The following is a 22418-nucleotide window of genomic DNA, read 5'->3' on the forward strand; positions in this document are numbered from 1 at the left end:
CCGTCCGGGAAACATTGTGGTTAATCTGCGGTTTTGGGGCGAGTATTCCAGCCGAACGGGATCCGCCCTTGCACCGCCGCTGGCCAGGAGACTATGGTTCGATCGGACGATATCGGACAACTGTCCACTAGATTGGCGTGCCGGGTTGACCGCGCACAGACAGGAGCGGGACATGGCCTTGCTGGCCGGCGGCGTGAGCGAACTCTTCATCGACGGCAAGATGTCGGCCGGGAGCGCCGGCACCTTTGCCACGGTCAACCCGGCGACCGAGGAAGTGCTCGGGGTCGCGGCCAACGCCGACGCCGCCGACATGGACCGCGCGATCGATGCCGCGCGGCGAGCCTTCGATGAGACGGACTGGTCGCGCAACACCGAATTGCGGGTGCGCTGCGTGCGGCAACTGCGCGAGGCGATGAAGCAGCACCTCGAAGAGCTGCGCGACCTGACCATCGCGGAAGTCGGGGCGCCGCGAATGCTCACCAGCATCGCCCAGCTCGAAGTCCCGGTCAACGACCTGGCGTTCGCCGCGGACACCGCCGAATCCTACGAGTACAACCAGGATCTCGGCGAGGCGTCGCCGATGGGCATCCCCACCAGGCGCACCATCGCGCGTGAGGCCGTCGGCGTCGTCGGCGCCATCACCCCGTGGAACTTTCCGCACCAGATCAACCTCGCCAAGATCGGGCCCGCCCTGGCCGCCGGAAACAGCGTCGTCCTCAAGCCGGCACCCGACACCCCCTGGTGCGCCGCCGTGCTGGGGGAACTCATCGCCGAGCACACCGACTTTCCGCCCGGCGTCATCAACATCGTCACCTCGGACGACCACGGTGTCGGCGCGTTGCTATCGAAAGACCCACGGGTGGACATGATTTCGTTCACCGGGTCGACGGCGACCGGGCGCAGCGTGATGGCCGACGGCGCGGCGACCATCAAGAAGGTCTTCCTCGAGCTGGGCGGCAAGTCGGCGTTCATCGTCCTCGACGACGCCGACCTCGGCGGCGCGGTGGGCGTGGCCGCGTTCTCGGTGTGCATGCACGCGGGGCAAGGCTGCGCGATCACCACCCGGCTGGTGGTGCCGCGGGCGAAGTACGACGAGGCCGTCTCCGTCGCGGCCGCGACGATGGGCGGCATCAAGGCCGGCGACCCCACCGACCCCGGAACCATCTGCGGGCCAGTGATTTCGGCGCGCCAGCGTGACCGGATACAGGGCTACCTCGACTCGGCGATCGCCGAGGGCGGGACGTTCGCCTGCGGAGGCGGCCGGCCGGCCGACCGCGAAGTCGGCTTCTTCATCGAGCCCACGGTGATCGCGGGGCTGGGCAACGACGCGCGCTGCGCGCGCGAGGAGATCTTCGGCCCGGTCCTGACGGTGATCCCGCACGACGGCGACGACGACGCCGTCCGCATCGCCAACGACTCGCCATACGGCCTATCGGGCACCGTGTTCGGCGCTGACCCCGACCGGGCGGCCCGGGTCGCCGCGCGCGTCCGCGCGGGCACGATCAATGTCAACGGCGGCGTGTGGTACTCGGCCGACGCGCCCTTCGGCGGTTACAAGCAGTCCGGAAACGGACGCGAGATGGGCCTGGCCGGTTTCGAGGAGTACCTGGAAACCAAAACCATTGCGACAGCGATTAACTAGAGGAGCCTCAAGAGCATGCGATTCGAGAACAAGGTCGGCATCGTCACCGGGTCCGGGGGCGGCATCGGGCAGGCCTACGCCGAGGCCCTGGCGCGCGAGGGTGCCGCGGTGGTGGTCGCCGACATCAACGCCGAGGCGGCCGAGTCGGTCGCCAAGCAGATCGTGGCCGACGGCGGAACCGCGATCAGCGTTCCGGTCGACGTGTCCGATCCGGCGTCGGCCAAGGCGATGGCCGACCGCACGCTGGCCGAATTCGGCGGCATCGACTACCTGGTCAACAACGCCGCCATCTTCGGGGGCATGAAGTTGGACTTCTTGCTCACCATCGACCCGGAGTACTACAAGAAGTTCATGAGCGTGAACCTCGACGGGGCGTTGTGGTGCACGCGTGCGGTGTACAAGAAGATGGCCAAGCGCGGCGGTGGGGCGATCGTCAACCAGTCGTCCACCGCTGCCTGGCTGTACTCGAACTACTACGGCCTGGCCAAGGTCGGCCTCAACGGCCTGACGCAGCAACTGTCCCGCGAGCTGGGCGGCCAGAAGATCCGGATCAACGCGATCGCGCCCGGCCCCATCGACACCGAGGCCAACCGGACCACCACCCCTCAAGAGATCGTCGCCGACATCGTCAAGGGCCTGCCGCTGTCGCGAATGGGCACGCCGGCGGACCTGGTCGGCATGTGCCTGTTCCTGCTGTCCGACGAGGCGTCGTGGATCACCGGGCAGATCTTCAATGTCGACGGCGGACAGATAATCCGGTCATAGCCGCCGGCGACGATGCAGAACGTAGCGATGAGGAGGAGCGGCGCAGATGACTGACCAGCTCAAGCTGGGCTATATCGGGCTGGGCAATATGGGCGCTCCGATGGCCACGAAGATGACCGAATGGCCGGGCGGGGTAACGGTTTTCGACATTCGGACCGATGCGATGACCCCACTGGCCGAAAAGGGCGCCCGCCTGGCCGACAGCGTCGCCGACGTCGCGGCCGCCGACATCATCCACATCACCGTGCTCAACGACGCCCAGGTTCGCGAGGTGGTCGGCGAGGTGGCCGCGCACGCCGAGCCCGGGACGGTCATCGCCATCCACTCGACCATCAGCGACATCACGGCCGTCGAACTGGCCCGCGATCTCAAAGAGCGGGGCATCCACATCGTCGACGCCCCGGTCAGCGGCGGCGCGGCCGCCGCCGCGAAGGGTGAGCTCGCCACCATGGTGGGCGCCGACCGCGAGGTGTACGAGCGGATCAAGCCGGCGTTCAAACACTGGGCGGCCGTGGTCATCCACGCCGGTGAGCCGGGTGCGGGTACCCGAATGAAGTTGGCCCGCAACATGTTGACGTTCACCTCGTATGCCGCCGCGTGCGAGGCCATGAAACTCGCCGAGGCGGCCGGGCTGGATCTGCAGGCGCTCGGACGGGTGGTGCGTCATACCGACGCTCTCACCGGTGGCCCTGGGGCGATCATGGTGCGTGAGGACATGAAAGACCTCGAGCCGGACAACTTCCTGTACCAGCCGTTCCTGCACACCCGGGGGCTGGGGGAGAAGGATCTGAGCCTGGCATTGGCTCTCGGCGAATCGGTGTCGGTCGATCTACCGCTCGCGCAGTTGGCCTACGAGCGATTGGCCGCCGGCCTCGGGGTGCCGCACACGAAGAAAGAGGCGTAATGGACGAGCTGCGCAGCAAGGGTCTCGCGAAGATGAACGAGGTCTACGGCTGGGAGATGCCCAACGTCGAAGGCGACGCGTACTTCGACCTGACCGTCGATCACCTGTTCGGCAGCATCTGGACGCGGCCGGGATTGTCGATGCGCGACAAGCGCATCATGACGCTGACGGCCGTGACCGCGATCGGGAACCGCGACCTGGCCGAGATCCAGATCAACGCCGCGCTCCTCAACGGCGAACTCTCCGAGACCGAACTGAAGGAGATGGCCGTCTTCCTCACCCACTACCTCGGCTTCCCGCTGGGTTCGGCCCTCAATGGCGCGGTCGACGCCGTGGTGGCCAAGCGCAAGAAGGCGGCGGCGAAGGGGGGCGGCGAGGACAAGAAGGCCAACGTGGATGCCGCGCTGAAGATGCACTCGGGCGAGTGATCGGTCAATCTCAGTACGGCTGAACGCCTTCGGGCATCACGTATTCGGAGATCGGCGCGGAGACCCCGTTGATCGTCGTTCCGCCGTTGATGATGCCCGGCGCCAGCTCCAGCATGTTGTGCGGGAAACCGAGCCTCGGTTTGGTCAACGCGTCCAGCCGAGCCAGCTCGTCCGTGCTGAGGTTCACGTCGGCGGCCCGGACGTTGTCCTCGAGCTGGGAGAGCCGCCGCGCGCCGATGATGACGGACGAGACGGCACGCTGCGCGCGGACCCAGGCCAGCGCCACGCTGGCGACATTCGTCTCGTGCGCTCTCGCGATGACCTCGAGTTCATCGATGACGGCGTAGGTCTTCTCGTTGAGAAAGGCATCCACCATGGCGCCGCGGTCGGCGTCGTGCCGGCCGCTGTTGGCGCGGGTGTACTTGCCGCTGAGTACGCCGCCCTTCAACGGCGACCACGGCGTGATGCCGAGGCCGAATTCGGACGCCATCGGCACGAGTTCCTGTTCGATGGTGCGCTCCAGCAGCGAGTACTCGACCTGCAGCCCGATGAACGCCGACCAGCCGCGGAAGCGCGCGAGGAGGTTGGCTTCGGCGATCTTCCACGCCGGGGTGTCCGAAACCCCGATGTAGCGCACCTTGCCGGCACGCACGAGGTCGTCGAGTGCCGCCATGGTCTCCTCGATCGGGGTGTTGGCGTCCCAGATGTGCAGCCAGTACAAATCGATGTAGTCGGTTTGCAAGCGGCGCAACGAATTTTCGCAGGCGCTGATCAGTGATTTGCGGCCCGAGCCGCCGCCGTTGGGATCACCCGGATACAGGTTGCCGCTGAACTTGGTGGCGATCGTCAACCGATCGCGACGGGCGGGGTGGCGCCCGACGTGGTCACCGATGATCTTCTCGGAGTGGCTTCGGGTGTAGAAGTTGGCGGTGTCGATGAAATTGCCGCCGAGTTCGATGTAGCGGTCGATGATCTGTTGTGACTCCTCGACACTGCTGCCCCAGCCGAGGTCTTCCCCAAAGGTCATCGCGCCCAGGCAAAGGGGGCTGACGCGCAAACCGGAGCGTCCGAGTGTCACGTATTGATCCAGCGGCATGTTGCCCACTTCCTGGTAGATTGTTCGACCATGAGGTTGTTCATAACAAAACTAGTTTATGTCTGAACGATCTGGCAAGTCGTCCGCAGTGGATGCGGCCAAGATCTGGTCGCTGAACTATCGGGTGCTGCTGTCGGTCATCTCGTGCGCCGAGGCGGACATCTGCGCGCTGGGCCTCGAATCCAAGGAGCTTTTCCTGCTCGCCGAGATCGACGAGCATCCCTATCCGGCCGAGCTGGCCGCGACCCTGAGCATGCCCAAGGCGACGGTGACGCTCTACCTGAAACGGCTCGAGGCCGCGGGGTTCGTGCGCCGCGAGATCGATCCGTCCGATTTGCGCCGGCACCGGCTGCAGCTCACGACGACCGGGCGCCGGGCCGCCAGGGACGGCCTGAAGCTGCTTTCCGACGAGTTCGACAAGCGCCTCGGGCGGCTCACCGTCGCCCAGCGCAACGACCTCAGGAACCTGCTCGAGAAAATCCTCTGAGCGTGGGGACTGTGGGCGTGAGCAGGTTGGCCCGGCTAGTCTGACGTGTCGTGCGCGTCCTGGTGATCGGTTCCGGTGCCCGTGAGCATGCGCTGCTGCTGGCGCTGCGCAAAGACCCGCAGGTCACGGGGCTGGCCATCGCCCCGGGCAACGCCGGCACCGCCCGGCTGGCCGAGCAGCACGACGTCGACGTCACCTCGGCGGAGGATGTCGTCGCCTTGGCCCGAGCGGTCCGCGTCGACCTGGTGGTCATCGGTCCCGAGGTGCCGCTGGTCCTCGGGGTGGCCGACGCGCTGCGGTCGGCCGGCATCGTCTGCTTCGGCCCCGGCAAGGACGCCGCCCGCATCGAAGGCTCCAAGGCGTTCGCCAAAGAGGTCATGGCCTCGGCCGGCGTGCGCACCGCGGCCACCGAAATCGTCGACAGCCCCGCACTTTTGGACGCCGCCCTGGACCGCTTCGGTCCGCCGGCCGGCGATGCGGCGTGGGTGGTGAAGGACGACCGCCTCGCCGCCGGCAAGGGCGTGGTGGTAACCGCGGATCGCGGTGCGGCGCGAGCGCACGCCGCCGGGCTGCTCGAAGCCGGCCACCCAGTGCTGCTGGAGTCGTATCTGGACGGTCCCGAGGTGTCGCTGTTCTGCGTCGTCGACGGCGCGACCGTGGTGCCGCTGCTGCCGGCGCAGGACTTCAAGCGCGTCGGCGACGGCGACAGCGGACCCAACACCGGCGGCATGGGCGCCTACGCGCCGGTCCCGTGGCTTCCCGACGAGGTCTATCGCGACATCGTCGGCAACATCGTCGAACCCGTTGCGGCCGAGATGGTTGCGCGTGGCTGCCCGTTCAGCGGATTGCTGTATGCCGGGCTCGCGATCACCGCAAACGGGCCCGCGGTGGTCGAATTCAACTGCCGCTTCGGCGATCCCGAGACCCAAGCGGTGCTGGCACTGCTGGAATCGCCACTCGGCCAGCTCCTGTACGCGGCGGGCAGCGGCACCTTGGCGGAGTTCGGCGAGCTGCGCTGGCACGACGGTGCCGCGGTGACGGTGGTGCTCGCGGCGGAGAACTATCCCGGGCGTCCTCGGGTGGGCGACGTCATCGTCGGCTCCGAGGCCGACGGGGTGCTGCACGCCGGAACCGCGCGACGCGAGGACGGCGAAATCGTCTCCTCGGGTGGCCGCGTGCTGTCGGTGGTGGGAACCGGCGCCGACCTCTCGGCAGCGCGAGATCACGCGTATGACGTCCTACGTTCGATTCGACTGCCGGGCAGTCATTTCCGCAACGACATCGCCCAGCTGGCGGCCGAAGGCCAGATCCGCGTCTAAAAGGCGTTAGAAGGCGGCCGCCTGTCCGTCGCGGCGCGGATCGCTGGCCGCGACATAGCCGCCGTCGAGCCGCCAGATCGCCTGGCAGCTGCCGAATTGGTTGTAGTCGTCGACGGCGACCAGGTCGTGCCCGCGCCGGCGCAATTCGTCGAGCGTCGCAGCCGGGAAACCCTTTTCGCAGCTGACCTGCGTCCCCTCCACCCACCGGAACCGCGGGCCGTCACACGCCGCCTGCGGGTTCTGCCCGTGGTCGGCGATGCGCACCATCACCTGCACATGTCCCTGCGGCTGCATCATTCCGCCCATCACCCCGAAGCTCATCACCGGGGCCCCATCCTTGGTCACGAAGGCCGGAATGATGGTGTGGAAGGGGCGCTTGTTCGGGCCCACGACGTTCGGATGGCCTTTCGTCGCAAGGAAATTCGCGCCCCGGTTTTGCAGCGAGATGCCGGTGCCGGGTACCACCACGCCGGAACCGAATCCCATGTAGTTCGACTGGATCATCGACACCATCATCCCCGCGGCGTCGGCCGCGGTCAGGTAGACGGTTCCGCCCGTCGGGGCGCCCGCGGAGGCCGGCTTCGCCCTCGCGCGGTCGATCAGTGCGGCGCGCTGCGCCAGGTAGTCCGTGTCCAACAGGTGTTCGGGCCGCAGCGGCATGTGCTCGATGTCGGCGACATACGCCTGGGCGTCGGCGAACGCGAGCTTCACCGCTTCGATCTGCAGGTGCACGCTGTCGGCGGAATCCGGTGGCAGCGACGCCATGTCGAAGCGCTCCAGGATGCCCAGGGCGATCAGCGCGACGATCCCCTGCCCGTTGGGCGGAATCTCGTGCACGGTGTATCCGCGGTAGGCGCCGTCGACCGTGCCCACCCAGTCGGCGCGGTGCGCCGCGAGGTCGCTGCCCCGCATGACACCGCCGTGGGCCGACGCGTGCGCCTCGAGTTTGGCGGCCAGTGCCCCGCGGTAGAACGCCTCGCCGCGGGTGGCGGCGATCGCCTCGAGTGTGGCCGCGTGATGGGGCAGGCTGAATCGCTCGCCGGGTTTCGGCGCCCGCCCGCCCGGCAGAAACGCCTCGGCGAAACCCGGCTGCCTCTCGAAGAGCGGCACCTGGGCCGCCCACTGCTCGGCCACCGTCGGCGAAACCAGAAAGCCGTTGCGGCCGTAGGAGATCGCGGGCTCGAAGAGCCGCTCGAACGGCAGCTTGCCGAACTTGGAGTGCAGTTCGGTCCACGCCGACACCGCGCCCGGCACGGTCACCGAATTCCACCCGAAGAGGGGAACATCTTCTCCGCCAAAGTATTCCGGAGTCCAGCCCGCCGGGGAGCGGCCCGATGCGTTCAGCCCGTGCAATTGCTTGCCATCCCACACGATGGCGAAGGCGTCCGAGCCGATGCCGTTGGAAACCGGCTCCACGATCGTCAGCGTGATGGCGGTGGCGATGGCCGCGTCGACCGCGCTGCCGCCCTCGGCGAGCATCCGCAGGCCAGCCTGGGCGGCGAGCGGTTGCGATGTGCACACAACGTTTTCCGCCACGACGGGCTTGCGGGGCCAGGCGTAGGGGAGGTTCCAGTCGAACGGTGCGCTCATCTCCGCGAGCGTAACGCCATGGCGATTTCGGACGCGATGCTTCGCCGTGGCGTTACGCCCGCGGGGCGGCGGCGCAGACCCCTCACGCCGTCAGCAGCGGTGCCATCCAGGTCAGCTCGGCGGGCAACTGCGAGCTCCAGAATCCCCCGTCGTGCCCACCGGGTGAGAAGCCACCGGCCGGCGGATTGGGCAGTTGCGCGATGAACTGCTTTGTCGCGCTGTAAAACGGATCGCTGTCGCCGCAGTCGATCCGAATGGGGATCGAGGCCAGGGCGGGCATGCCGAACACCGAGTTCGCGGCGAAGTCGTCGGGGCCGTCGAAAGCGCCGGGCGCGGCCGCGCCCGACGACATCCACAGTGCGGGGCTCACCGCGCAGATCGCCGCGGTGCGGCCCGGTCCCAACCGACCGCCCAGCAGCAATGCGCCGTAGCCGCCCATCGACCAGCCCAGGAACGCCACCCGTGAGGTGTCCAGATTCTGGTTGCCCAGCATCGGGATGAGCTCGTCGAGCACCATGGCGCCGCTGTCCTCGCCGGAAGACCGTTTGTGCCAATAGCTGCCGCCGCCGTCGACGGCGACGACCGCGAACGGCGGTAGTCCGGCGTCGACAGCCTGCGCCAGACCGTGTTCGACGCCGCCCGCCATCACGGTGGACGCGTCACTGCCCTTGCCGTGCAGCGCGATCACGGGTCGCAGCGGCTTCGTCTGGCCCGGCGGACGCGCGATGGCCCAATTCGTGTTCACGCCGCCACGCGCGGCGGAGACGAAGGAACCGGTCACCATGGTGGGCGCGGCCGCCGCCGGGGGAGCCGGATCGCGAGGCGGGCTCGGCGCCAAAGGCACCTGGGTGCCGGCCGTCGACACCGGCGTGGCATGAGATGTGCGTGGCTGTAACAGGATGTCGAGTCCGTACGCGCCGACGGCGCCGAGGGCCGCACCGGCGCCGAGACCGAGCACGGCGCGGCGGCTCAAGTCGGGCATGCGGGCCATCATGCCATGTTCGTTCGGCGGGCCGTTTGGCCGAAATGGCAATGCAGTACCACTTTGGCTGGCACGATGGCTACTCGTGACTGCAGCGGTTACTCCGAAAGGAGAACGTCGACGGTACGCGCTCATCAGCGCCGCCGCCGAGCTGCTCGCCGAGGGCGGGTTCGAAGCGGTGCGCCATCGGGCGGTCGCCGGGCGGGCCGGATTGCCGTTGGCGTCGACCACCTATTACTTCTCCTCCCTCGACGATCTGATCGCACGCGCGGTCGAGCACATCGCGATGATCGAGGTGGCGCAGCTTCGCTCGCGGGTCACCGCGTTGTCCCGGCGGCGCCGCGGGCCGGAGACCATCGCCGAGGTGCTGGCGGACCTGCTCGTCGGGGACGTGTCCGGCCCGGGACTCACCGAGCAGCTGATCTCGCGCTACGAGCGACACATCGCGTGCACTCGCCTGCCCGCGTTGCAGGAAACCATGCGACGCAGCCTGCGTCAGCGCGCCGAGGCCGTTGCGGAGGCCATCGAGCGCTCGGGCCGCTCCGTGCATATCGAACTGGTGTGCACGCTGATCTGCGCGGTCGACGGGTGTGTGGTGTCGGCCCTGGTCGAGGGCCGGGATCCGCGCGCGGCGGCGCAGGGCGCGGTGGTCGATCTCATCGAGGTGCTCGCCCCCATCGATCAGCGCCCCGTGCAGATCTGACCCGGCAGCGACGGCGTCACGATGCACCCGCTGTCAACGTCGCCGTAGATCGTCATCCCGGCCGGGCGACGCTGCGCGTACAACGCCACGTAGGCACAGACGACGGCGTCGACCGGATCCTCGGCGCGGCGCAGCTCGCATTTGCGGTGCGCGGCGGCCACCGCCGCCCGCAACGCGACCCAGCCCTCGTGCGCGGCGACGCGCAGCGGGATCGGGGCCTGCGCGAGCCGTTCGAGCCCGTCCATCAGTACCAGCAGCTCGGACTTGAGCCGGTCGACGCTACGGCCCGGCTTGGCCTTGTACTTCAGGGTTCGCTCCAACCCGAACAGCGCGACTGTCGCCGCATGCGGGTAGACCTCGACGGCGCGACGGCCGACCGGTGACCGAGGATCCAGGTCGAGGGCGAGCGCCGCGGCCAGGCGTCCGCCGCGCGGGCCGTTGGCGAATTCGGGCTTTCCGGTGTTGCAGGGGTGGGTGCCGGCCTCGAACCGGCGGAAGTCGCGGTTGAGCGCGGTCTCGGCCGGACGCTGGCCGGTCGGGTTGTTCACCACCAGAGGCGCGTCGAAGGCGACGACGCAATCGCCCCGCACGTAGGGCCGCAACGCGGCCAGGATCTCGTCGTCGTCGCGGGCCGCGCCCACGCTCACCAAATCGCCGTCGGAGTCGACGACGGCGACGCCGCTCGGGTTGCGACCCGCCCAGGCGAGGTCGACACCGGCGAAGTACATCCGCACAGGGTATGACCGCGACGCAACGAGGGTATGGCGGCATCGAATGTAACGCCACGGTGATTTTCGGCCCGATTTTTCGCCGCCACGTTACGCCCGGTGATGAGAAGACCCGGGCGCGACGACCGTAAGCTGTGTGTTCGTGAGGACCAAGTGAGCATTCCGAATGTGCTGGCCACCCGGTACGCCAGCGCCGAGATGGTCGCGATCTGGTCGCCGGAGGCCAAGATCGTCGCGGAGCGGCGGCTGTGGCTCGCGGTGCTGCGCGCGCAGGCCGAGCTGGGCGTCGCGGTACCCCCCGACGCGATCGCCGACTACGAGCGGGTGCTCGAGGACGTCGACCTGTCGTCGATCGCGGACCGTGAACGCGTCCTGCGCCACGACGTCAAGGCCCGCATCGAGGAATTCAACGCGCTGGCCGGTCACGAGCATGTGCACAAAGGCATGACCAGCCGCGACCTGACCGAGAACGTGGAGCAGCTGCAGATCCGGCGGTCGCTGGAGCTCGTCTTCGCGCACGGGGTTGCGGTCGCGGCGCGGCTCGCCGAGCGGGCCGTCGCCTATCGCGACCTGGTGATGGCCGGACGCAGCCACAATGTCGCCGCCCAGGCCACGACGCTCGGCAAGCGATTCGCGTCGGCGGCCCAGGAGACGCTGATCGCGTTGACCAGGCTGCGCGAGTTGATCGACCGTTATCCGCTGCGTGGCATCAAGGGACCGATGGGCACGTCGCAGGACATGCTCGACCTGCTGGACGGCGACGCGGCCAAGCTCGCCGAACTCGAGCGGCGCATCGCCCAATTCTTGGGTTTCGCAACGGTTTTGACCAGCGTCGGGCAGGTGTATCCGAGGTCGCTGGACCATGACGTGATTTCGGCGCTGGTGCAGCTGGGCGCGGGAGCGTCGTCGATGGCGCACACCATTCGGCTGATGGCCGGCCACGAGCTGGTCACCGAGGGGTTCGCGCCGGGCCAGGTCGGCTCGTCGGCGATGCCGCACAAGATGAACACCCGCAGCTGCGAACGGGTCAACGGCCTGCAGGTGGTGTTGCGCGGGTACGCGTCGATGGCCGCCGAGCTAGCGGGTGCGCAGTGGAACGAGGGCGACGTCTTCTGCTCCGTGGTGCGCCGAGTGGCATTGCCGGACAGCTTTTTTGCCATCGACGGGCAGATCGAGACCTTCCTGACGGTGCTCGACGAGTTCGGCGCCTATCCGGCGGTGATCGCTCGCGAGCTGGACCGCTACCTGCCCTTCCTGGCCACCACCAAGGTGTTGATCGCCGCGGTGCGTGCCGGCATGGGCCGCGAGGCCGCGCATCACGTGATCCGCGAACACGCGGTCGCGACGGCGCTGGCCATGCGGGAACGCGGGGCCGAGCCCGATCTGCTGGATCGGCTGGCCGCCGACGACCGGCTGCCGTTGGACCGGGCGGCCCTGGACGCCGCGCTGGCGGACAAGAAGGCGTTCACGGGCGCGGCCGGTGACCAGGTGGACGAGTTGGCGGCCCTGGTGGACGCGCTGGTGAACCGCTACCCGGACGCCGCCAAGTACGCCCCGGGTGCGATCCTGTGACCCTGGCCGGCGCACTCGCGGAGATCGATTTCACCGATCTCGACAACTTCGCCGACGGGTTCCCGCACGACCTGTTCGCCATCCATCGCCGCGAGGCGCCGGTGTACTGGCACCCACCGACCGACAACACCCCGGACAACGAGGGCTTCTGGTCGGTCGCCACCTACGCGGAAACGCTTGAGGTTCTCAAGGATCCGGTGACGTACTCGTCGGTCACCGGGGGCGAACGGCCCTACGGCGGCACGCTGTTACAGGACCTGGCGATCGCCGGGCAGGTGCTCAACATGATGGACGACCCCCGGCATTCGCAAATCCGGCGACTGGTCAGTTCCGGGCTGACGCCGCGGATGATCCGTTTAGTGGAAGACGATCTGCGGACCAGGGCGCGCCGGCTGCTCGACGCCGTGGTGCCGGGCGAGCCGTTCGACTTCCTGGTCGACATCGCCGCCGAGCTACCGATGCAGATGATCTGCATCCTGCTGGGAGTCCCTGAATCCGAACGGCATTGGCTGTTCGACGCGATCGAGCCGCAGTTCGATTTCGGCGGTTCGCGCAAAGCGTCGCTCTCGCAGCTGTCGGTGGAAGAGGCCGGGTCGCGCATGTACGACTACGGCCGGCAATTGATCGCGTCCAAGCGTGAGAACCCGACCGATGACATGTTGTCGGTCGTGGCGAACGCGATGCTCGACGATTCGGATGCGTCGGCCCTTTCCGACCTCGAGCTGTACCTGTTCTTCAGCCTGCTGTTCAGCGCCGGCGCGGAGACCACCCGCAACGCGGTCGCGGGCGGGCTGCTGGCGCTGGCCAACCATCCGTCGCAATTACGTTCCCTGCGTGAGGATCTCGGTGCGCTGCCCACCGCCGTGGAGGAGATGGTGCGGTGGACCTCACCCTCGCCGTCGAAGCGGCGCACCGCCACCCGCGACGTCACGCTGGGCGGCCGGCCGATCGAGGCCGGACAGAAAATACAGATCTGGGAGGGTTCGGCGAATCGTGACGCCAGCGTGTTCGACCACGCCGACACATTCGATATCGCCCGGAAACCCAACCCGCACCTGGGATTCGGTCAGGGTGTGCACTACTGCCTGGGCGCCAACCTGGCCCGGCTGGAACTGCGGGTGCTGTTCGAGGAGTTGCTCTCCCGGTTCGGTGCCGTGCAGGTGGTCCGGCCGGTCGAATGGGCCCGCAGCAACCGGCATACCGGCATCCGGCACCTCGTCGTGGAGCTACGCGAAGACCAGTGACGATCCGGTTCGCCGATATCGAGCCCTCACCCGATGTGTTCGCTGCGGTGATGGCGACCGGCATCTTGTCGATCGGTGCGAAAAATCACGGGTACCGGTTGATCAGCGACACGATGGGTGTCATCGCCACCCTGGGTCTGGTCCTCCTGGTTGCCCTCGTCGTCGCGAAAGGTTGCGCCACCGGACACAAGCTGCGCTGGGATCTGACCGATCCCGACGTCACGCTGCGGATGATCACCTTCGTCGCCGCCTGCGCGGTGATCGACACGCGCCTGTCGTCGAATGTGTGGGTGGCGCGGGTGCTCGGTGCCGTCGGGCTGGCGTCGTGGCTGGTGCTGATCCTGCTCAGCGCGCGAAACATGTTGGCGCACCGCTGGTCCGCGCTGCGCGACCGCGCCCACGGCGCCTGGCAGCTGGGCAGCGTGGGAACATCGGGTTTGGCGATCGTGATCGCCCGGGCGGCCCGTCACACCGGTCATCACTGGTGGCTCGCGGTGGCCGTGGCCGCGTGGGTGGCGGCGCTGTGCATCTACGGCCTGATGACCTGGCTGACCCTATGGCGCGTGGTCAACGAACGACAGGACCGCGACGGCTTCGAACCGGACACCTGGATCCTGATGGGCGGCATGGCGATTGCGACGCTGGCCGGCGACAACATCCACGCCGTGGCCCCCGCCTGGCTGGCCGGCCCGGTGCGCGTGGTCACCATCGTGACCTGGGTGACGGCCACCCTGTGGATACCGCCGCTGATCTACTTCGCGCTGCACCGCATTCGGCGGTATCCGAACATGCTGCGGTTTGCCGGCGTGTGGTGGGCGTTCGTGTTCCCGCTGGGCATGTATTCGGCGGCCAGCTTCGCCATGGCGATCGAGATCGGTCAGCGATCGCTGCTCACCGTCTCGCTGGTGTTCTTCTGGGACGCGTTGGCGGCCTGGTTGATTGTGGTCGCCGCGGGGCTGCTCCTGTTGTCGCGGGCGCTGCTGCTAAGCCCCGCGGATCGCGATACCCGCCGACCGTAATTCAAGCGCGGCCAGGGCCCCGATGGTGACCGGGTCCTCACGGCGCCAACCGCCGACCGGGTCCGCGCTGACGGCGATCAACTTGCGTGGTGGGCGGTTGGTCAACGCGCGCAGCGCGAGCAACTGCGCACCGGCCGGGGTTGCGGCCAACGCGGTCACCGTCAGCTTGCGCCGAAAGAAGCGAACCCGCAGAAATAACCACGGGATCACCGCGACGAGGATCGGGAGCGCGACGACCGCCATCGCCAGCAGCACCGCGAGCCAGCTCGCCGCGGTGTCCAGGTCGTGGCCCGCACCCGCGATGTCCAGCGCGGCCTGGCTGGCGGAGTTGAGCGGCTTGCTGACCGTGTCGCCCACCACCGGGATGTGCTGGGCGCCGTGGCCGGCGGACGCGAGGTTGCCGGCGATGCCGTCCGCGCCGCTCTCGACCTGGCGGCCCGCGTCGGCGATGGTCGCGATGGCGTCGTAAACCGCCAGGGCGACGAGGAGCCACAGCGCCGTCCACACGACGACGGCGAAGTCGCTGAACAGCTGGGCGGCCAGCCGGCCGGGCCTGGTGGAGTAGGGCAGAAACCGCGGTGTCATAGCCCGATCCCAGCACAAGCCGCGTCGTCAGGTGCCCGATAGGCTGACCGGATGCCCGCACTGTCCGACTACCAGCATCTGGCCAGCGGCAAGGTCCGTGAGCTGTATCGCGTCGACGACGAACACCTCCTATTGGTCGCCACCGACCGCATCTCGGCGTACGACTTCGTCCTGGACAGCACTATCCCGGACAAGGGCCGCATCCTGACGGCGATGAGCGTCTTCTTCTTCGGTCTCGTGGACGCCCCCAATCATTTGGCCGGGCCGCCGGATGACCCGCGCATCCCCGACGAGGTGCTGGGCCGGGCCCTGGTGGTGCGGCGGCTGGACATGCTTCCGGTCGAATGCGTGGCACGCGGTTACCTGACCGGCTCGGGGCTCCTGGACTACCAGGCGACCGGCAAGGTCTGCGGCATCACCTTGCCCCCGGGACTGGTCGAAGCCAGCCGGTTCGCCGAACCGCTGTTCACCCCGGCGACCAAGGCCGCGTTGGGGGACCACGACGAGAACGTCTCGTTCGCCCGCGTGATCGAGATGGTGGGCGGGGTGCGCGCCAACCAACTGCGCGACCGCACGTTGCAGATCTACGTTCAGGCCGCCGACCATGCGCTGAGGAAAGGAATCATCATCGCGGACACCAAGTTCGAGTTCGGCACCGACCGCGACGGCAACCTGCTACTGGCCGACGAGATCTTCACCCCGGATTCGTCACGGTACTGGCCGGCCGACGAGTACCAGGTCGGCGTGGTCCAGAACAGTTTCGACAAACAGTTCGTCCGCAACTGGCTCACCAGCCCCGACTCCGGGTGGGACCGCCACGGCACGCTACCCCCGCCGCCGCTCCCGGACGACATCATCGAGGCGACCCGCGGCCGCTATATCGAGGCCTACGAACGCATTTCCGGCCTGAGCTTCGGCGACTGGATCGGCCCCGCCGCATGAGCGAGTCGCACCTTGCCGGTCCCGTGCCACCCGTCGCCAAGCGGGTGGACAGCCGGCGCGAGCACCACGGTGACGTCTTCATCGACCCCTATGAGTGGCTGCGCGAGAAGACGAACCCCGACGTGATCGCCTACCTCGAGGCGGAAAACAGCTACGTCGACCAGATGACCGCCCACCTCGAACCGTTGCGGCAACAGATCTTCGACGAGATCAAGGCGCGTACCAAGGAAACCGACCTGTCGGTACCGACGCGGCAGGGCCAGTGGTGGTACTACGCCCGCACGTTCGAAGGCAAGCAGTATCGCGTCCAGTGCCGTTGCCCGGTAAGTGATCCCGACGACTGGAACCCGCCGACCCTGGACGAGAACACCGACATTCCCGGCGAACAAATCTTGCTCGATTCGAACGTCGAAGCCGAGGGTCACGAATTTTTCTCCCTGGGCGCCGCAACCGTCAGCCTCGACGGAAACCTGCTGGCGTACTCCGTCGACACCCTCGGCGATGAACGCTATACGTTGCGGTTCAAGGATTTACGCACCGGCGAGCTGTATCCGGACGAGATCGCCGACATCGGCGCGGGTGCGACCTGGGCCGCGGACAACCGCACCGTGTACTACCTCACCCTGGACGCGGCCCATCGCCCCGACAAGGTGTGGCGGTATCGGGTGGGCTCCGGTGCGGAATCGGAGCTGGTGTACCACGAAGCCGACGAGAAGTTTTGGCTCGGCGTGGGACTCACCAGAAGTGAGGCCTACGTCTTCATCGCCTCCGGTTCCTCGATCACCTCCGAATTCCGCTACGCCGACGCCACCGATCCGCAGGCGCAGTTCACCGTCGTGCTGCCGCGCCGCGAAGGCGTCGAGTATTCGGTCGAACATGCGGTGGTGGGCGGGCAGGACCGGTTCTTGATCCTGCATAACGACGACGCGGTCAACTTCACGCTGACCGAGGCGCCGGTCAGCGATCCCACCCAGCAGCGCACGCTGATCCCGCACCGCGACGATGTCCGACTCGACGGGGTGGACGCCTTCGCCGGCCATCTCGTGGTCAGCTACCGGCGTGAGGCGCTGCCGCGGCTCGCGCTGTGGCGCGTCAACTCCGACGGCACATACGCGGAGCCCGAAGAGGTTTCGTTCGATTCCGAACTGATGTCGGCCGGCCTGGCCGGCAACCCGAATTGGGGCGCGCCCAAGCTGCGGATCCGGGCGGGGTCTCTGGTCATTCCGGCACGGGTCTACGACATCGACTTCGTCACCGGCGAACGCACCCTGCTGCGCGAGCAACCCGTACTCGGCGATTATCGCCCGGACGATTACGTCGAACGGCGCGACTGGGCGGTCGCCGAGGACGGCGCCCGGATCCCGGTCTCGGTCGTGCACCGCTCAGGAATCGAATTCCCAGCGCCCGCGCTGGTTTACGGCTACGGAGCCTACGAGATCTGCACCGATCCGAGTTTCTCCATCGCCCGGTTGTCGCTGTTGGATCGGGGAATGGTGTTCGCGATCGCCCACGTCCGCGGCGGCGGCGAGATGGGCCGGCTGTGGTATGAGCACGGCAAGCTCTTGGAGAAGAAGAACACCTTCACCGACTTCGTCGCGGTGGCAAGGCATTTGGTGGATTCCGGAGTAACCCGCCCGCGCCGGCTGGTGGCGTTGGGGGGCAGTGCCGGCGGACTGTTGATGGGGGCGGTGGCCAACCTGGCGCCGGAACTCTTTGCCGGAATCCTCGCGCAGGTACCGTTCGTCGACCCGCTGACCACCATTTTGGATCCCTCCTTGCCGCTGACCGTCACCGAGTGGGACGAATGGGGAAACCCGTTGGCGGACAAGGACGTCTACTCCTACATGAAGTCCTATTCCCCGTATGAGAACGTCGAGGCAAAGCCGTATCCGGCGATCCTGGCGATGACCTCGCTCAACGACACGCGGGTCTACTACGTGGAACCCGCAAAATGGGTCGCGGCCCTGCGACACCTCAACGCGAACGGCAGCCCGGTCCTGCTGAAGACCCAGATGAATGCCGGGCATGGCGGCGTCAGCGGTCGCTACAAGGGTTGGGAGGAAACCGCGTTCCAGTATGCGTGGCTGCTGGCCACCGCCGACGGCGACCGTTATGGCGGCGGCCGGGACGGCTAGCTCGAGGATCAGCCGAGCCGGGCGCTAGTCGTCGCCGACGGGCGGGGTCGCCAGCCTCCTGGGCAGGAAGGATGCCGGGACGACGGTGAACGCCACCAGCACGACCGCCAGCACGAACACCGTCGTATAGGCGTGCGCCAGGTGGTGCGACACGTGGCTGGCCAGATCGGGCGTCATCGTCTGCCCGGGAAGGGCCGACGGGTCAATGCTTCGCTTGCCGGCGGGCGGGCGCACCCCGGCCATCTCGTTCGCCGCCATCAGGGCTTCGTTGCGATTGAACTGATTGGTCAGGATCACCGCCATGAGCGCGGCCCCGATCGACCCGCCCACTTGCTGATTCACGCTGATCAACGTCGTCCCGCGGGCCACCTGACGCGGGGTAAGCGCCTGCATGAGCGCCGCGGAAAGCGGCGTGGTGGTCAAGCCGGCACCCAGGCCCATGATCGCGAGCCCGGACACCAAGACCGGCGAGTATTCGGCCTGCGTGGCGACGCCGTAGGTGAACACGCCCAGACCCGCTGCCATCAGGGGCAGGCCGATCAGCACGATGTTGCCGGGACCGTGCTTGTCCATGAAGGCCCCGCCGATCGGCATCGTCAATACGGCCCCGATTCCGATCGGCAGCATGTGCAGCCCGGACTGCATCGGCGTCTCGTGGCTGACGATCTGGAAGTAGCTCGGGATCAGCAGCCCTACGCCGACTGAGGCGGCCCCGAACACCAGCATCGTCACGTTGACCTCCGTGACCACGGGGTTGCGGAACAGCCGCAGGTCGATCAGGGGGTGATCGGTGCGATGCCACGCATGCACGATGAACGCGCCGATCAATGCCAGGCCGAGCAGCGCCGGCCCCAGCACGTAAGGGTCGGTGATCGTGTGCCGACCCGGAATGGAGCACACCCCGCACAGGAAGATCGCCACCCCGGGGGAGAGCAACAGCGCACCGGTGATGTCGAGGGCCTCCGAGGGGGCCGAGCGATCCTTCGCGAACATGATCGCGGCCAGCGCGAACGCGGTCAGCCCGATCGGCAGGTTGATCAGGAAGATCCACTTCCAGCCATACGCACCGATCAGCCAACCCCCCAGGATGGGCCCCCCGATGGGGCCGAGGAGGATCGGGATTCCCCCCACCGCCATGAGGCGGCCGACCCGTTTGGGCCCGGCCTCACGCGTCAAGATGACGAAGCTGAGCGGCAGCAGCATGCCGCCGCCCACCCCTTGCACCACCCGGAACAAAATCAGCAGCAAGATGTTCGGTGCCACCGCGCACAGCAGCGACCCCAGCGTGAAGATCAGGACCGAACCCATGAAAAGTCGCTTGGTGCCGAACCGATCCGCCGCCCATCCGGTGATCGGGATCACGGTCGCAAACGCGAGCATGTAGCCGGCGATGGTCCACGAGACGACCGCCTGAGTGGACCCGAACTGATCGATGAAGGTGCGTTGCGCGACGGCGACGACGGTGCTGTCCAGGACGGCCATGATGCAGGCCAGGCCACAGACTCCGGCGATCCGGAACAGCGCTGCGTCGAGCTTGTCCGGGTACTCGTCTGGGTGCCGCGACGGACCCGGCTCGATGGGCAACGGAACGGTGAAAGATGCGGAACGGGTGTTCTCCATGGCGCCGCTGAGCATATCCACCCGGCTAGCCGTGCTGAGGCGTTTTTACTCGTATTCGCCGCTATTACCACGCGTGTAATTCCTGCCGCGCAGAGGCGGCGCGGACGGCAGTTTAAAGCGAAAAAATCGGCTTTTCGCGGGCTACAGGACGCGAATGCGTTGTTCGCCGGCAGTTTCGCTTGCCGGCTTTTTCGGCAAAAAGGACGCCGGAATGATCGTGCAAACCACCAGCACGACGGCAATCACGAATACCGCGGTATACGCGTGGGAAAGATCATGCACCACATTCCCCCAAAAGCCCGGGACAAGGGCCTGCCGGGGGATTGCGGATTGGTCCACCGGCACCCCGTCGACGGTCGCACGCTGATGCAGGGCAGCAACCTTGTTTGCCGCGACGATATTTTGGCTCCGATTGAACTGATTGGTCAGGATCATCGACATCAGCGCGGTCCCCATCGAGCCGCCCACCTGGTGGTTGACGCTCATCAAGGTGGTTCCCCGGGCGATTTGATGCGGTGCCAGCGCCTGCACGGCCGCGACCGACAACGGCATCATCGTGCAGCCCATGCCCAGGCCCGTGACCGCCAGCGCCACCAGCAGCACAGGTAGATAGTGCGCCTGCTTGGCCACCCCGAACGCGAAGGCCCCCAGCCCGGCCGTGATCAGCACAATCCCGACCAGCACGATTTTGCCCGGCCCTTGCCTGTCCACCAGCGGCCCGGTCAGCCGCATGGTCAGCATGGCGCCGAGCCCCTGCGGGATCAGGTGCACGCCCGCCTGCATCGGCGTTTGGTGCAGCACCTGCTGGAAGTAGCTCGGAAGCAGCAGGCCGGCGCCGAAAAAGGCGGTCGCGAATACCAGCATCGTCACATTGGCGTGGGTCAGCACCGGATTGCGGAAGAGCCGCAGATCGATCAACGGATGATCCGCCCGGTGCCAGGCGTGCGCGACGAACCCCGCGATCAATGCCAGTCCGATCGTCGCCGGGATCACCACATGGCGGTCGGCCACGGTGCCGCGGCCCGGGACGGACGACACCGCGAACAGGAACATGGCCAGGCCGGGGGAGAGCAGCAGCACGCCGACGGCGTCGAACGTTTCCGACCGGACCGGATGGTCGCGGGGGAACACGATCGCCGCGAGAACAATGGTGAGCAGTCCGATCGGCACGTTGATCAGGAAGATCCATCGCCAGCTCGAGGTGTCGATCAGCCAGCCGCCCAGGATCGGGCCGCCGATCGGGGCGAGCAGCATCGGGATGCTCAGGATCGACATCAGGCGCCCGAGCCGGGCGGGGCCGGCCTCACGGGTCAAGATCATGAACCCCAACGGCAGCAGCATGCCGCCGCCGACACCCTGAACCACCCGAAAGATGATGAGCTGCAAGATGTTTGCGGCAATCGCGCACAGCAGTGATCCGAGCATGAATGCCAGCACGGAGCCTATGAACAGCCGCTTGGTGCCGAACCGGTCGGCGGCCCACCCGGTTATCGGGATCACTGTCGCCAGGGCGAGCGTGTAGCCCGTCATCGTCCAGGCCACGACCGCCTGCGAGGACGCGAACTGGTCGATGAAGGTGCGTTGCGCGACGCTGACCACCGTGACATCCAGGATCGCCATGACCGTGGCCAAGATGCACACGCCGGAGATCCGCAACAGCTCGGCGTCCAACTTGTCGGGATACTCCCGTGTGTCGGCGCCCGGCTGCCCCGCGGGGGCATGGGGCAGCGGCGCTCCGGCCGCTGCGTAGGAGGCCTCGTCCATGGCGTTGCTTAGCATATCGAACAGATCGTGTCCGCCGGCGCCGGTGGCCGTTTGCTGGACCGCCCCTGAAATTCCGGTCGCCGAACCCAGTTATCGCTTTTGGGTGAGCGCATATACGCCTGCTGTCTGCGTGTCCTTCACCGTTCCGACACTTGCGGTCGGCAAACTGCTGGTGTGTCTGGAAAATTGATCGTTTCGGTCTCGGGGATCGGGGAACGCACCCTGCCCGACGTCGAGGCGTTCTGCGCGCAAATGGATGCCCGTGAGGTACCGGTTTCGCTGCTGGTGGCTCCCCGCCTGTCCGGCGGCTACCGACTCGACAGCGACCCGAAAACCGTTGACTGGCTGACCGCCCGCCGCGCCGGTGGCGACGCGATCGTGTTGCACGGCTACGACGATGCCCTCACCAGGAAGCGCCGCGGTGAGTTCGCGATTTTGCGGGCGCATGAGGCCAATCTGCGCTTGATGGCCGCCGACCGGGTCCTCGAGCACCTCGGTTTACGCACGCGGCTGTTCGCGGCTCCCGGCTGCGTGGTTTCGCCCGGTGTCGTCAAAGCATTGCCGGGCAACGGTTTTCGGATGCTGGCCGATTTGCATGGGATCACCGACCTGGTGCGGCACACCACCGTGCGGGCGCGGGTTCTCGGCATCGGCGAGGGTGTTCTCGCCGAGCCGTGGTGGTGTCGCACGGTCGTGCTGTCCGCCGAGCGGATCGCCCGGCGCGGCGGCATCGTGCGGGTGGCGGTCGCCGCGCGGCATCTCCGCAAACCCGGACCGCTGCAGGCGATGCTGGACGCGGTCGACCTGGCGTTGATGCACGACTGCACACCGACGGTGTATCGCTGGCGTCGTGACAAGGCCTTGCTCGACGCCGCCTGACGAATCGACTGCCT

Annotated in this window: 20 protein-coding genes; 13 read left to right on the forward strand and 7 right to left on the reverse strand. The window is 67.4% G+C overall.

Translation table 11 applies throughout. The annotated features are described in order from the left end of the window. The first annotated feature begins 172 nt into the window (after positions 1-172). Genes OCQ_RS03055 through OCQ_RS03070 form a run of 4 tightly spaced genes read left to right on the forward strand, consistent with a single transcriptional unit; the run spans position 173 to position 3739 of the window. Complete coding sequence (locus tag OCQ_RS03055; RefSeq protein WP_014379073.1) at positions 173-1642, forward strand: aldehyde dehydrogenase; 1470 nt, start codon at positions 173-175, stop codon at positions 1640-1642. A gap of 15 nt (positions 1643-1657) precedes the next feature. After that, complete coding sequence (locus tag OCQ_RS03060; RefSeq protein WP_009951963.1) at positions 1658-2407, forward strand: SDR family oxidoreductase; 750 nt, start codon at positions 1658-1660, stop codon at positions 2405-2407. A 46-nt stretch (positions 2408-2453) separates the two neighbouring features. Next, positions 2454-3311, forward strand: a complete 858-nt coding sequence (locus OCQ_RS03065; protein WP_014383786.1) for an NAD(P)-dependent oxidoreductase — start codon at positions 2454-2456, stop codon at positions 3309-3311. Beyond that, positions 3311-3739 (forward strand): carboxymuconolactone decarboxylase family protein, encoded by a 429-nt coding sequence (locus OCQ_RS03070; protein ID WP_009951960.1) that lies wholly within the window; start codon positions 3311-3313, stop codon positions 3737-3739. Before OCQ_RS03065 ends, OCQ_RS03070 begins: the two co-directional genes overlap by 1 nt. A 10-nt stretch (positions 3740-3749) precedes the next feature. Here the strand turns inward: OCQ_RS03070 and OCQ_RS03075 are convergent, their stop codons facing one another. Continuing rightward, positions 3750-4844 carry an aldo/keto reductase gene (locus OCQ_RS03075; RefSeq protein WP_014383787.1) on the reverse strand — a complete coding sequence of 365 codons (1095 nt, stop codon included), beginning with the start codon at positions 4842-4844 and terminating at the stop codon, positions 3750-3752. Positions 4845-4893: 49 nt separating this feature from the next. Between OCQ_RS03075 and OCQ_RS03080 the strand changes: the two genes are divergently transcribed. Both OCQ_RS03080 and purD read left to right on the forward strand, forming a co-directional pair. After that, a complete protein-coding gene (locus OCQ_RS03080; protein WP_232065632.1) occupies positions 4894-5322 on the forward strand; it encodes a MarR family winged helix-turn-helix transcriptional regulator in 429 nt (142 codons plus the stop codon). 50 nt (positions 5323-5372) lie between these two features. After that, positions 5373-6641, forward strand: coding sequence for a phosphoribosylamine--glycine ligase (purD, locus tag OCQ_RS03085; protein WP_014383789.1), 1269 nt, complete (start codon positions 5373-5375; stop codon positions 6639-6641). A gap of 6 nt (positions 6642-6647) precedes the next feature. Here the strand turns inward: purD and OCQ_RS03090 are convergent, their stop codons facing one another. Next, a complete protein-coding gene (locus OCQ_RS03090; RefSeq protein ID WP_014383790.1) occupies positions 6648-8231 on the reverse strand; it encodes a gamma-glutamyltransferase family protein in 1584 nt (527 codons plus the stop codon). An 82-nt stretch (positions 8232-8313) separates the two neighbouring features. Further along, positions 8314-9225 carry an alpha/beta hydrolase-fold protein gene (locus OCQ_RS03095; RefSeq protein ID WP_014383791.1) on the reverse strand — a complete coding sequence of 304 codons (912 nt, stop codon included), beginning with the start codon at positions 9223-9225 and terminating at the stop codon, positions 8314-8316. Between the two features lie 73 nt (positions 9226-9298). On the opposite strand from OCQ_RS03095, the gene OCQ_RS03100 reads away from it, so the two are divergent. Beyond that, positions 9299-9916, forward strand: a complete 618-nt coding sequence (locus tag OCQ_RS03100) for a TetR/AcrR family transcriptional regulator (RefSeq protein WP_008263833.1) — start codon at positions 9299-9301, stop codon at positions 9914-9916. Here the strand turns inward: OCQ_RS03100 and OCQ_RS03105 are convergent. Then, entirely contained in the window at positions 9895-10644 is a 750-nt protein-coding gene (locus tag OCQ_RS03105; protein WP_014383792.1) for a DUF429 domain-containing protein, read from the reverse strand. The two genes, OCQ_RS03100 and OCQ_RS03105, sit on opposite strands and share 22 nt — an antisense overlap. A 153-nt stretch (positions 10645-10797) precedes the next feature. Here OCQ_RS03105 and purB point away from each other — a divergent pair, with 153 nt between their 5' ends. Genes purB through OCQ_RS03120 form a run of 3 tightly spaced genes read left to right on the forward strand, consistent with a single transcriptional unit; the run spans position 10798 to position 14479 of the window. Then, complete coding sequence (gene purB / locus OCQ_RS03110; protein ID WP_014383793.1) at positions 10798-12216, forward strand: adenylosuccinate lyase; 1419 nt, start codon at positions 10798-10800, stop codon at positions 12214-12216. Continuing rightward, positions 12213-13460, forward strand: coding sequence for a cytochrome P450 (locus OCQ_RS03115; protein ID WP_014379082.1), 1248 nt, complete (start codon positions 12213-12215; stop codon positions 13458-13460). The genes purB and OCQ_RS03115 overlap by 4 nt, the downstream gene beginning before the upstream one ends. Then, positions 13457-14479 (forward strand): tellurite resistance/C4-dicarboxylate transporter family protein, encoded by a 1023-nt coding sequence (locus OCQ_RS03120; RefSeq protein WP_014383794.1) that lies wholly within the window; start codon positions 13457-13459, stop codon positions 14477-14479. Before OCQ_RS03115 ends, OCQ_RS03120 begins: the two co-directional genes overlap by 4 nt. Here the strand turns inward: OCQ_RS03120 and OCQ_RS03125 are convergent. Beyond that, positions 14444-15064 (reverse strand): hypothetical protein, encoded by a 621-nt coding sequence (locus OCQ_RS03125; protein ID WP_009951947.1) that lies wholly within the window; start codon positions 15062-15064, stop codon positions 14444-14446. The two genes, OCQ_RS03120 and OCQ_RS03125, sit on opposite strands and share 36 nt — an antisense overlap. Before the next feature lie 51 nt (positions 15065-15115). Here OCQ_RS03125 and OCQ_RS03130 point away from each other — a divergent pair, with 51 nt between their 5' ends. Further along, complete coding sequence (locus tag OCQ_RS03130; protein ID WP_009951945.1) at positions 15116-16006, forward strand: phosphoribosylaminoimidazolesuccinocarboxamide synthase; 891 nt, start codon at positions 15116-15118, stop codon at positions 16004-16006. After that, on the forward strand, positions 16003-18141 hold the full coding sequence (locus tag OCQ_RS03135) for a S9 family peptidase (protein WP_009951944.1): 2139 nt from the start codon (positions 16003-16005) through the stop codon (positions 18139-18141). The genes OCQ_RS03130 and OCQ_RS03135 overlap by 4 nt, the downstream gene beginning before the upstream one ends. Before the next feature lie 24 nt (positions 18142-18165). Here the strand turns inward: OCQ_RS03135 and OCQ_RS03140 are convergent, their stop codons facing one another. Both OCQ_RS03140 and OCQ_RS03145 read right to left on the reverse strand, forming a co-directional pair. Beyond that, the gene (locus tag OCQ_RS03140) at positions 18166-19776 is read right to left on the reverse strand and encodes a DHA2 family efflux MFS transporter permease subunit (protein ID WP_009951943.1); all 1611 of its coding nucleotides are present in this window, start codon (positions 19774-19776) and stop codon (positions 18166-18168) included. 126 nt (positions 19777-19902) lie between these two features. Beyond that, on the reverse strand, positions 19903-21540 hold the full coding sequence (locus tag OCQ_RS03145) for a DHA2 family efflux MFS transporter permease subunit (RefSeq protein ID WP_225330805.1): 1638 nt from the start codon (positions 21538-21540) through the stop codon (positions 19903-19905). Positions 21541-21699: 159 nt separating this feature from the next. Between OCQ_RS03145 and OCQ_RS03150 the strand changes: the two genes are divergently transcribed. Next, complete coding sequence (locus OCQ_RS03150; protein ID WP_008263856.1) at positions 21700-22404, forward strand: DUF2334 domain-containing protein; 705 nt, start codon at positions 21700-21702, stop codon at positions 22402-22404. Positions 22405-22418 lie beyond the last annotated feature (14 nt).

Source organism: Mycobacterium paraintracellulare, from assembly GCF_000276825.1.
Lineage (GTDB): Bacteria > Actinomycetota > Actinomycetes > Mycobacteriales > Mycobacteriaceae > Mycobacterium > Mycobacterium intracellulare.

Coding starts and splice junctions, on each gene's coding strand:
- OCQ_RS03095 (WP_014383791.1), bottom strand. CDS start 9,225: ATGATGGCCCGCATGCCCGACTTGAGCCGCCGCGCCGTGCTCGGTCTC.
- OCQ_RS03125 (WP_009951947.1), bottom strand. CDS start 15,064: ATGACACCGCGGTTTCTGCCCTACTCCACCAGGCCCGGCCGGCTGGCC.
- OCQ_RS03145 (WP_225330805.1), bottom strand. CDS start 21,540: ATGCTAAGCAACGCCATGGACGAGGCCTCCTACGCAGCGGCCGGAGCG.
- OCQ_RS03070 (WP_009951960.1), top strand. CDS start 3,311: ATGGACGAGCTGCGCAGCAAGGGTCTCGCGAAGATGAACGAGGTCTAC.
- OCQ_RS03060 (WP_009951963.1), top strand. CDS start 1,658: ATGCGATTCGAGAACAAGGTCGGCATCGTCACCGGGTCCGGGGGCGGC.
- OCQ_RS03080 (WP_232065632.1), top strand. CDS start 4,894: ATGTCTGAACGATCTGGCAAGTCGTCCGCAGTGGATGCGGCCAAGATC.
- OCQ_RS03130 (WP_009951945.1), top strand. CDS start 15,116: ATGCCCGCACTGTCCGACTACCAGCATCTGGCCAGCGGCAAGGTCCGT.
- OCQ_RS03090 (WP_014383790.1), bottom strand. CDS start 8,231: ATGAGCGCACCGTTCGACTGGAACCTCCCCTACGCCTGGCCCCGCAAG.
- OCQ_RS03105 (WP_014383792.1), bottom strand. CDS start 10,644: ATGTACTTCGCCGGTGTCGACCTCGCCTGGGCGGGTCGCAACCCGAGC.
- OCQ_RS03065 (WP_014383786.1), top strand. CDS start 2,454: ATGACTGACCAGCTCAAGCTGGGCTATATCGGGCTGGGCAATATGGGC.
- OCQ_RS03135 (WP_009951944.1), top strand. CDS start 16,003: ATGAGCGAGTCGCACCTTGCCGGTCCCGTGCCACCCGTCGCCAAGCGG.
- OCQ_RS03140 (WP_009951943.1), bottom strand. CDS start 19,776: ATGCTCAGCGGCGCCATGGAGAACACCCGTTCCGCATCTTTCACCGTT.
- OCQ_RS03055 (WP_014379073.1), top strand. CDS start 173: ATGGCCTTGCTGGCCGGCGGCGTGAGCGAACTCTTCATCGACGGCAAG.